The organism is uncultured Gemella sp. (assembly GCF_963515875.1).
GTDB lineage: Bacteria > Bacillota > Bacilli > Staphylococcales > Gemellaceae > Gemella.
Genome location: NZ_CAUPZX010000056.1, coordinates 1 through 10,596, shown reverse-complemented (window position 1 = coordinate 10,596; position 10,596 = coordinate 1). Strand labels below are relative to the sequence as shown.

Below are 10,596 nucleotides of genomic sequence, written 5' to 3'. Positions count from 1 at the left end.
TCTTTGCTAAAGAAGTAGACTTCTTCTCAATTGGTACTAATGACTTAGTTCAATATACTATGGCTGCAGACCGTATGAGTGAGAAAGTATCTTATTTATACCAACCATATAACCCAGCTATTCTACGTCTTGTGAAAAATGTTATTGAAGCGTCTCACAAAGAAGGTAAGTGGACTGGAATGTGTGGAGAAATGGCTGGTGACAGCTTAGCTATTCCATTATTATTAGGTATGGGATTAGATGAATTCTCAATGTCAGCTACATCAATTCTTCAAGCTCGTAGCCAAATTAAAAACTTATCATTAGAAAAAATGAAAGAGTTAGTTGATAAAGCTATTATGTGCTCAACTACTGAAGAAGTATTAGCGTTAGTAGAAGAATACACTAAATAATTATTAAATTAAAGGGGTTTACCCAAAAGTTATGTGTATCCAAAATTTTGAACACATATATATTTAGTTTATACAAGTGGATGTTATCCTGTATGGTACAGGAGGCATCCTTTTTGTTTTTCTTATTATAAAATCTTTTAGTATTAAATAAATCTTATTAATACAATTTTAAAATTTTATTTTTAATTTTTTTTGGAAAATATCTTTATTGTTTGACATTATCGTATATTTATATTATTATTTTAAATATAAAATTTTTAAAAACGATGATTAAGACGGTATATTGGAAGTTTTTTACAGGGAGCAACTACGTGACTGAAAGAGTTGTACTAGCAGAAAATATATTTTCAGCTTATGAGTAATTGTATAAGTAGATTATGAGTACAATCGGGTGGTACCCGTTACCAACTTTTATTAAGGAAGCAATCATGCTTTAAAATACGGGTGGTACCACGATATATTCGTCCCTTGAGACTTAGTCTTGAGGGGCTTTTTATTTTGGATAAATAATATACTTATAGCAATGTCTTTATATGTAATTTTTAAGGAGGAACTTATGACTTTAGAGAATATAAGAAAAGAATATTTAGAATTAGTTAAAACAATTAAAGATGAAAAAGAACTTTATGACCTAAGAGTTAAATTTTTAGGGAAAAAGGGTGCATTAACTGAAGTTATGAAAGGAGCGCGTGATTTATCTCCAGAAGAAAGACCTACCTTTGGTAAACTTGTTAATGAAGTTAAAACATTCATCAATGATAGTTTAGAAGAGAAAAAAGCTGAATTGGCTAAAGTTGCATTAGAGTTAAAATTAGCTAGTGAGGAAATTGATGTTACTCTTCCAAGCAAAAGAATAGAGCTAGGTGGATTAAACCCACTAAATAAAATTATTGAGGAAATAGAAGAAATATTTATTTCTATGGGATATTCAGTTGCAGAGGGTCCTGAGGTGGAAACTGATAAATTTAACTTTGAAATGTTAAATTTACCAAAAGATCACCCAGCTCGTGATATGCAAGATTCATTCTATATCACAAATGAATTATTAATGAGAACACAAACTTCACCAGTTCAAGCTCGTGAAATGTTAAAAGCTAATTGTGAGGGACCAATTAAGATTATTTGTCCTGGTAAAGTATTCCGTCGTGATAATGATGATGCTACGCACTCTCACCAATTTACACAAATTGAAGGATTAGTAGTAGATAAAAAAATTACATTCAGTGATTTAAAAGGGACATTAGAACACTTTATTAAAGCTGTGTTCGGAGAAAATAAAAAAATTCGTCTGCGCCCAAGCTTCTTCCCATTTACTGAGCCTTCAGTAGAAGTTGATGTATCTTGGGGTAATGAAGATGATGAAGAAAACATTAAATGGCTTGAAATTTTAGGAGCTGGTATGGTTCATCCTAACGTTCTTAGAATGGCTGGTTTTGATCCAGAAGTATATTCTGGATTCGCGTTTGGTATGGGACCAGAACGTGTTGCAATGTTAAAATATGGAATTAGTGATATTAGAAGTTTCTACACAAATGACGTAAGATTCTTACAACAATTCAATAGTGATAGAAACGATTAATAGGAGGTAGTAATGTTAGTAAGTTATAATTGGTTAAAACAATATACAAATGTTGAAGATAATGCAAATGCATTAGCCGAAAAAATCACACGTGGTGGTATCGAAGTTGAAGGTGTTGAGTATTTAGCAGAAGAAATTTCTGGTGTAGTAATCGGATATGTAGTTTCTAAAGAAAAACATCCTGATGCTGAAAAATTAAATGTATGTCAAGTAAACGTTGGTGAAGAAGAAAATTTACAAATTGTTTGTGGTGCACCAAATGTTGATGCTGGACAATATGTAATTGTTGCTAAAGTAGGAGCAAAATTACCAGGAATCAAAATTAAAAAAGCTAAACTTCGCGGTGTAGAATCACAAGGTATGATTTGTTCTTTAGCAGAACTAGGATTAAGTAAAAGTGTGGTACCTAAAAACTATCAAGAAGGTATCTACGTATTTGAGACTGAGCAAGAGTTAGGTTCTGATGTTGTTGAAGTACTTGGTTTAAATGACTATATCTTAGATCTTTCAATTACTCCAAACAGAGCAGATGCACTAAGTATGCGTGGTCTTACTTACGAATTAGGTGCTTTATACAATAATAAAGTTGATTTTAATGATGTTGAGAAAGAAGAAAATTATGAAGCGACTTCATTACAAGTTTCAATCGAAAGTGGTTCTTGTAGAAATTACGTAGGTCAAGTTGTAAAAAATATTAAAGTTACAGATTCTCCATTATGGTTACAAACAAGACTTATGAATTCTGGAATACGTCCAATTAACAATATCGTAGATATTACTAACTATGTTCTATTAGAATTTGGTCAACCAATGCATGCATTTGATAAAGACCTAGTAGGAGATAAAATCGTAGTTCGTGATGCTAGAGAAGGTGAAGTTCTTGAAACTCTTGATGGAGAAGAGAGAAAATTACAAACAACTGACTTAGTAATTACTGATGGTTCTCGTGCTATTGCTCTTGGTGGAGTAATGGGTGGTAAAAACACAGAGGTAAGTGGCGAAACTAAAAATATTATTTTAGAATCTGCTTACTTTAATCCAACATCAGTACGTCGTACTTCAGCTGCTCATGGGTTAAGAAGTGATTCTTCGGCAAGATTCGAAAAAGGTATTGATCCTAATATGCAAAAAGCAGCTCTTGATCGTGCTGTGGAATTAATTTTAGAATTATGCCCAAATGCTGTAGTTGAAAGTTCTGTTGGAGTAGTAAACAAAGAAGATGAGAAAATTGTTGAAATAACAACTTCTTATATTAACAGCTATCTTGGAATTACGTTATCAACTGAAGAAATAGTGGCTATTCTTGAGGGATTAAGCTTTACAGTAGAAGTAACAGGAGAAAACTTAGTAGTTAAAGTACCTACTAGAAGACCAGATATTTCAATTAAGCAAGATTTAGTCGAAGAAGTTATTAGAATTTATGGATATGATAACCTAGCCTCAACATTACCAAAATTCTCTAAAACTACAAAAGGTGGTTTAACTTATTCGCAAAGAATGGTGCGTGATCTTCGCGCAGTATACGCTAGTTTAGGATTTAATGATACTATTAATTATTCATTAGTATCTGAAGAAGAAGCTACGGAGTATACTTTAGAAGATCACCACAAAGTTAGATTATTAATGCCTATGACTGAAACACATTCAACTTTACGTCAAAGTTTAATTCCAGGATTATTAAATACGGTACAATATAATGTTGCTAGGAAACAAAAAGATTTAAAACTTCTTGAAATTGGACGTGTATTCTTTGGTAGTGGTGATGATAATATTCAACCAAAAGAAACATTATATTTAAGTGCAGCTTTAACAGGTGAAGAAAGAACAACTAAATGGCTTAAAGAAAGTAGCTCATTAGACTTCTTCGCGGCTAAAGGATACTTAGAGGTTGTATTTGAACGTTTAGGTTTAGATGAGAAAGTTACGTATAAAAAATCTACTCTTGATGGTATGCATCCAGGACGTTTTGCTGAAGTTTATCTAGGTGAAAAACGTATTGGATTTATTGGTGAAGTTCATCCAGAAGTTGCAGATAAACTTGGATTAAATAAAACTTATGTATTTGAAATTAATTTAGATGAAGTAATTTCAGAAAGTAAAGTTAAGACTAAATACGAAGAAGTAACAAAATATCCAGAAATTACACGTGATATTGCAATGCTAGTTGACGTGAAAGATGAGTATCAAAATATTTATAATGTTGTTGAATCAGTAAATAATAAGTTAATTAGTAAAGTAGAATTATTCGATTTATATGCTGGTGCTGAGTTATTAGCTGGTAAGAAATCTTTAGCGTTAACAATTACTTATAGCGATAAACAAAAAACTTTAACAGACGAAGAAGTAACATCAGTGCATGATAAAGTACTTGCTGCACTTACAGCGTACGGAGCTATTATTAGGTAGGTAGTCTATGATTACACAAATTATATTATTTTGTATTTTGGCATATGTAATTGGATCTATTCCTTTTGCATTAATAGTAGGAAAAGTATTTTATAATACTGATATTAGGACATTAGGAAGTGGAAACTTAGGTACAACAAATACATTCAGATGCCTTGGAAAAAAAGCAGGGATAACTGTTTTTGTATGTGATGTATCAAAAGGGATTGTAGCTACATTTTTACCAACATTAATGTTAGGTAGAGTAGATTTTCTATCAGTATTTGGAGCTTTTGCGATGATAGGGCATGTGTTCCCTATCTTTGCAAACTTCAAAGGAGGAAAAGCGGTAGCAACAGGTTCAGGAGTTTTTATCTTCTTATATCCTATGTTGAGTTTATTATTATTGATAATATTTTTTGTAAATTTATTCTTAACAGGATATGTTTCTTTGGGAAGCATATTAATGAGTATAACCGCTATCGGGTACCTAAGTATTTTCGAATCTGGTATCGATAAGTGGATAATGATAGTCATGTGTGTATTTGTTATTTATGTACATAAAAAGAATATATCAAGATTAATAAATGGGACAGAAAATCAATCGAAATTGAAATTGAAATTTAAAAGGGGAACAAAGAATGACAAAAATCATTAGTGGAACTGAGCTTGCAAAGAAGTTGCGAGAAGAAATTAAAGGTGAAGCAGCTGTATTAAGAGAAAAGGGTGTTGAACCAACACTTGCTGTAGTATTAGTTGGAGATAATAAAGCTTCAAGAAGTTATGTGAATTCAAAACATAAAGCTTGTTTAGAAAATAATATAAATTCTGTAAAAATAGAATTACCAGAAGAAATTACTACTGATGATTTATTAAATGAAATTGAAAAATTAAATACAGATGATAAAATTCATGGGATTCTAGTACAATTACCTTTACCTAAACATATAGATGAGGAAAAAGTTTTGAATGCTGTTAGTATTCTTAAAGATGTTGATGGTTTTCATCCTGTAAATGTTGGTAAACTAGTTATTGGTGAAGCTAAACTTATCCCGTGTACACCATTAGGAATTTTAGAAATGATAAAATCAACTGAGGAAGAAATATCAGGTAAACTTGCCTTAGTAATTGGAAGAAGTAATATAGTAGGAAAACCTATATCAACTTTATTACTTCAAAATAATGCAACGGTAATTACTGCACATTCTAGAACGAAGAACCTAGAATCATTGATTGAACAAGCGGATATTATAGTGAGTTGCGTAGGTATTGCTCATTTCTTAAGTGGAAAAGAGAAAGTTAAATCAACATGTACAATTATTGATGTGGGTAATAATTACAAAGATGGTAAGTTAGTAGGTGATGTAAATCTAGATGAATTTTTAGATAAAGTAGCATATATCTCACCAGTTCCAGGTGGAGTAGGACCATTAACGATTACTATGTTAATGAGAAATACTTTAACTGCTACTTATGATTTACTGAATAAATAACTTTAAGGAATTATATAAGTTATTTGAGACTATATTTAATTGAAAAGTTATTGAATTAATGATACAATAATATATTGTACAAGAATGCATTATTTTTAAAGATATAGACTTATAATTTAGACTGTGATATAATTTTAGAAATATATATAGTAAGAAATTTATGTGGGAGGTTTGTAATTAATGATTAGATTTCTAGGAAAAGTTGCTGCTGAAATGAGAAAAGTAAGTTGGCCAACTTTTAGCGAACTTGTTAGAAAAACATTGATTGTTATTGTTGTAGTTGGAATATTAATGTTATTTAGCTACGTAGTTGATTTAGGAATAACTGCTGGAATTAGACATTTTAGTAGATAAGAGAGGTTATTATGAGCGATACAGTAAGTAAAGAGTGGTATGTGATACATACATATTCTGGATATGAAAACAAAGTTAAAGATAATATTGAAAAAAGAGTTGAGTCTCTTGGTATGGAAGATAAAATTTTTAGAATCGTTGTACCTGAAGAAAAAGAGACAATTTTAACTCCTACTGGAAAGAAAAAAGAAGTTAATAGAAAAACATTCCCAGGATACGTTCTTGTTGAGTTAGTTATGACTGATGACTCTTGGTTCGTTGTTAGAAATACGCCTGGTGTAACAGGATTTGTTGGATCTCATGGTGGAGGTTCAAAACCAAGTCCTTTATTACCTGAAGAAATCAACTTTATTTTACAACAAATGGGATTATCTAGTGTTGTAGATATTGATATTGAAGTTGGAGATTATATTCGTGTTATCTCTGGCCCATTTGTTGGTATGGAAGGTAAAGTTGTTAACCTAGACTTACACAACTATAAAGTTGATGTTATGATTGAACTTATGGGTAGAGAAACCAAGGTTGAGCTTGAGCTTTATAATATAGAAAAATTCTAAGAAAGGAAAAGCTATCTCTAAAGATAGTCGGATAGAGTGTGGAAAAAATTGCTATAATTATGGATTCAACTGCATATTTATCAGAAGATTTGAAAAAAGAATTAGATATTAGTACTGTTTATTTAAATCTTGTTATTGGTAATAATTCATATAAAGAAATAATTGATATGCCTCTTGATAAATATTATGATTATTTAAAAAATCCTAATAATCCCTTCCCGACAACTTCTCAACCAGCTATTGGAGAAGTCGTAGCTTGCTTAGAAAAATTAAAAGAAGAAGGATATACTGATGTAATTGCTATCGCTTTATCTAGTGGAATAAGTGGTACGTATTCATCGTATTCTGTAGCTGGACTAATGGTCGATGGTTTAAATGTTCATCCATTTGATTCTGAAGTATCTTGCAGACCAGAAGGTTATTATGCTATTAAAGCCGCAAGATTAATTAAAGAAGGTAAATCTTGTAAAGAAATTATTTCAGCTTTAAATGAAATGAAAAAAGTGTCTAAAGCTTATTTTATGGCTGATGATTTATCTCACTTACAACGTAGTGGACGTTTAAGTGGGGCACAAGCAATGGTAGGAAGTTTACTTCAGGTAAAACCGTTACTACATTTTGATGATAAAGTAATCGTACCGTTTCAAAAAATTCGTACTTATAAAAAAGTAGTATCAAGAATGTATGAATTGTTTGATGAATACTATAATCAACACAAAAATGAGCACATTACAGTTTGTGTTCTACATGTTGACGCATTAGAGAAAGCAGAAGAGATTAAGAAATATATTGAAGAAAAATATTCGAATGTAACTGTTGATATAGATGGAATAAGTCCAGTTATATCTACTCATCTTGGTATTGGTGCAGTTGCAATCGGATGGACAATATTATAATAACAAATTAAGAGGTGGAAAAAATGGTTCAAACTATGGCACATACTTGCTATCGTGTAGCAAACCTAAAAGAATCAGTAAAATTTTATACTGAAGCATTTGACTTTGTTGTAAGTCGTGAAAGAGACTTTCCAGAGTACAAGTTTACATTGGTATATTTAACTTTACCTGGATCTAATTATGAATTAGAATTAACTTATAATTATGATCATGGTGCTTATGATCTTGGCGATGGATATGGTCATATTGCTATTTCTGTAGAAGATTTAGAAGCACTATATGAAAAACATAAAGCTGCAGGGTATGATGTAACAGATCTTAAAGGATTACCAGGTTTCCCGCCAAGCTACTACTTCATTAAAGATCCTGATGGATACAAAATTGAAGTTATTCGTACTAAAATATAGTTATTATTTGATTTATTTATAATCATATGATATAATTTAGTTAAATTGAAATAAATTACCGAAAGGGTGGTGAATTTTGAAAGGTTCTCCGCTCTTTTATATTGCAATAAAAAAATTAAGAAAGAGGTGTAATGTATGAGTATAGTTGAAAAAGTAAAAGTTATAGCAACTAAACAGGCTGAAAATACGGAATTTTCTCTTTATGATGTAGAATATGTTAAGGAAGGTACTGAATACTTTCTACGTATTTACTTCGATAAAGATGGTGGTCTTACGCTTGATGATTGTGTATTATTAAGTGAAAAACTTGCAGAAGAACTTGATAAAGAAGATTTTATTAGTGATAAATATTATCTAGAAGTTTCTTCTCCGGGTATAGAAAGAGATTTAAGAAACTTAGAAGAAGTTACTAATTCTGTTGGGAAGCATGTTTATATAAAAACATATGAAAAAATTGATGGTCAAAAAGAATTTTATGGTGATATATTAGCTGTTGAAGGTGAAGAAATTACTATAGAATATAAAGATAAAGCGAGAGTAAAAAAATCAACGATTAATTACACTAAAATCGCTAAAATAAGATTAGCTGTTAAATTTTAAGTATTAAAGGAGAAAGAAAGATGAGCAAGGATTTGCTTAAAGCTATTAAATTAATTGAACAAGAAAAAGGAATTGCAGAAGATATATTAGTAGAGGCTATTGAATTGGCTTTATTATCTGCATATAAAAAGAATTTTAATGCTGCTAAAAATGTACGAGTAGATTTCAATAGAGTTACAGGTGATTACAAATTCATCATTAGAAAAGATGTTGTAGAAGAAGTTTATGATGATAGAATTGAGTTTGCATTAGAAGATGCTTTGAAAATTAACCCAGCATATGAAGTAGGTGACATTTACGAAGTTGTGGATTTACCAAGTGATTTTGGTCGTGTTGGAGCACAAGCTGCGAAACAAGCATTATTACAAAGACTTCGTGAAGCCGAAAAAGAAATTCTTTATAAAGAATATATTGAACATGAAGGAGAAATTCTTTCTGGAACTATAGATAGAATTGATACAAGATATGTATATGTAAAACTTGGAAAAATAGAAGCTATTCTTGGTGAAAATGAAAGAGTTAAAGGAGAAACTTATGTTCCTCAAACTCCAATTAAAGTATATATAGCTAAAGTTGATAATCCAACTCGTGGAAGCAAACCACATGTATTAGCTTCAAGATCACATCCAGAATTTATCAGAAGATTATTCGAAATAGAAGTTCCTGAAATTTATAGTGGTACTGTTGAAATTAAGAGCGTATCACGTGAAGCTGGTGAAAGAACTAAATTAGCTGTTTATGCTGAAGATAAAAATATTGATCCTGTAGGAGCTTGTGTTGGTAATAAAGGAGAACGTGTTAACCGCATAGTTGAAGAACTAAACGGTGAAAAAATTGATATTATTACTTGGGATGCAGACCCAGTTAAATTTATCACTAATGCGTTAGCACCTGCTAAAGTAGAAGAAATTTTAATTGATGAAGAAGAAAAAATTGCAAATGTAAAAGTTAAAGATGATCAACTTTCGCTTGCAATTGGTAAAAAAGGTCAGAATGTTCGTCTAGCTGCTAAATTAACAGGTTGGAAAATCGACATAAAAGCTGCTGAATAGTGAGGTATTGACTATGAAGAAAAGAAAAATACCAACAAGAAAATGTATTCTAACAAATGAGATGTTTGCTAAAAAAGATTTATTAAGAATTGTTAAAAATAAAGAAGGCGAAATCTCTGTAGATCCAACTGGAAAAAAAGCTGGGCGTGGAGCTTATGTTGTAGCTGATCTAGAAGTTATAAAAGCTGCACAAGAGAAGAAACAATTAGAGAAATTTTTCTCAACTTCACCTGAAGTTATGGAGCCTATCTATAACGAAGTAATTAGATTAATTTATAGAAAGTCAATTCCGCAAAAATAATGATAAAAGTATATAATTTATTAGGTTTAATGCAAAGAGCAGGTAAACTTATTACAGGTGAAGATTTAATTACAAAGAATTTAAAAAATAATAAAATCAAATTGTTAGTTATTGCTGAGGATTGCGGTGTTAATACAAAAAAGAAATTAACAGATAAGGCTAATTTTTATAATGTTAAATGTATCGAATTTTCTACAATAGAGAATATTAGTATTGCGATTGGTAGAGATAATCGTGTAGCTGTTGGAATAACTGATGATGGATTTATAAAAAAATTTAAACAATTATTAGAAGAAGGAGGAAGACAGTAATGAAAAAAGTCAGAATTTATGAGTACGCCAAAGAAGTCGGAAAACAATCGAAAGACCTTATTACAGTTCTAAAAGATGCGAATATTGAAGTATCGAATCATATGTCAATGCTAACAGAAGAGGGGTTAGCTAAGCTTGATAGTGTCTTCAAGATACAAGAGGAAACTATCCAAAATGAGCAATCTTCAAATAACGAAGGTAAGAAAAATAAAAAGAAAAAAAATTAAAAATAAAAAAAATGAAAAGCAAAAAAACAAAAACCATCTATT

14 protein-coding genes are annotated in these 10,596 nt (G+C 30.7%); all 14 read left to right on the top strand.

What is annotated here, in order from left to right; genetic code table 11:
• A partial coding sequence (locus tag RWL85_RS08040; protein ID WP_314086904.1) for a putative PEP-binding protein occupies nt 1-392 on the top strand: 392 nt, incomplete at its 5' end.
• A 556-nt stretch (nt 393-948) separates the two neighbouring features.
• Entirely contained in the window at nt 949-1,971 is a 1,023-nt protein-coding gene (gene pheS / locus RWL85_RS08035) for a phenylalanine--tRNA ligase subunit alpha (RefSeq protein WP_314086902.1), read from the top strand.
• 12 nt (nt 1,972-1,983) lie between these two features.
• Nucleotides 1,984-4,377 carry a phenylalanine--tRNA ligase subunit beta gene (gene pheT / locus RWL85_RS08030; RefSeq protein WP_314086899.1) on the top strand — a complete coding sequence of 798 codons (2,394 nt, stop codon included), beginning with the start codon at nt 1,984-1,986 and terminating at the stop codon, nt 4,375-4,377.
• A gap of 7 nt (nt 4,378-4,384) precedes the next feature.
• Nucleotides 4,385-5,014, top strand: coding sequence for a glycerol-3-phosphate 1-O-acyltransferase PlsY (gene plsY / locus RWL85_RS08025; RefSeq protein ID WP_314086896.1), 630 nt, complete (start codon nt 4,385-4,387; stop codon nt 5,012-5,014).
• Nucleotides 4,998-5,849: a tetrahydrofolate dehydrogenase/cyclohydrolase catalytic domain-containing protein gene (locus RWL85_RS08020; RefSeq protein WP_314086894.1), complete on the top strand. Its 852-nt coding sequence runs from the start codon at nt 4,998-5,000 to the stop codon at nt 5,847-5,849. The genes plsY and RWL85_RS08020 overlap by 17 nt, the downstream gene beginning before the upstream one ends.
• Before the next feature lie 180 nt (nt 5,850-6,029).
• Nucleotides 6,030-6,203 (top strand): preprotein translocase subunit SecE, encoded by a 174-nt coding sequence (gene secE / locus RWL85_RS08015; RefSeq protein ID WP_314086892.1) that lies wholly within the window; start codon nt 6,030-6,032, stop codon nt 6,201-6,203.
• An 11-nt stretch (nt 6,204-6,214) separates the two neighbouring features.
• On the top strand, nt 6,215-6,760 hold the full coding sequence (gene nusG, locus RWL85_RS08010; protein ID WP_314086889.1) for a transcription termination/antitermination protein NusG: 546 nt from the start codon (nt 6,215-6,217) through the stop codon (nt 6,758-6,760).
• Between the two features lie 38 nt (nt 6,761-6,798).
• Nucleotides 6,799-7,656, top strand: a complete 858-nt coding sequence (locus RWL85_RS08005) for a DegV family protein (RefSeq protein ID WP_314086887.1) — start codon at nt 6,799-6,801, stop codon at nt 7,654-7,656.
• Between the two features lie 23 nt (nt 7,657-7,679).
• Nucleotides 7,680-8,063, top strand: a complete 384-nt coding sequence (locus tag RWL85_RS08000) for a VOC family protein (protein ID WP_314086884.1) — start codon at nt 7,680-7,682, stop codon at nt 8,061-8,063.
• Between the two features lie 135 nt (nt 8,064-8,198).
• Entirely contained in the window at nt 8,199-8,663 is a 465-nt protein-coding gene (rimP, locus tag RWL85_RS07995) for a ribosome maturation factor RimP (protein ID WP_314086881.1), read from the top strand.
• 20 nt (nt 8,664-8,683) lie between these two features.
• Nucleotides 8,684-9,715, top strand: coding sequence for a transcription termination factor NusA (nusA, locus tag RWL85_RS07990; protein ID WP_314086878.1), 1,032 nt, complete (start codon nt 8,684-8,686; stop codon nt 9,713-9,715).
• A gap of 13 nt (nt 9,716-9,728) precedes the next feature.
• The gene (gene rnpM / locus RWL85_RS07985; RefSeq protein ID WP_314086875.1) at nt 9,729-10,016 is read left to right on the top strand and encodes an RNase P modulator RnpM; all 288 of its coding nucleotides are present in this window, start codon (nt 9,729-9,731) and stop codon (nt 10,014-10,016) included.
• Nucleotides 10,016-10,327: a ribosomal L7Ae/L30e/S12e/Gadd45 family protein gene (locus tag RWL85_RS07980; RefSeq protein ID WP_314086872.1), complete on the top strand. Its 312-nt coding sequence runs from the start codon at nt 10,016-10,018 to the stop codon at nt 10,325-10,327. The genes rnpM and RWL85_RS07980 overlap by 1 nt, the downstream gene beginning before the upstream one ends.
• Nucleotides 10,327-10,554, top strand: a complete 228-nt coding sequence (locus RWL85_RS08605) for a translation initiation factor IF-2 N-terminal domain-containing protein (protein ID WP_399533803.1) — start codon at nt 10,327-10,329, stop codon at nt 10,552-10,554. The genes RWL85_RS07980 and RWL85_RS08605 overlap by 1 nt, the downstream gene beginning before the upstream one ends.
• The last annotated feature ends 42 nt before the right edge of the window (nt 10,555-10,596 follow it).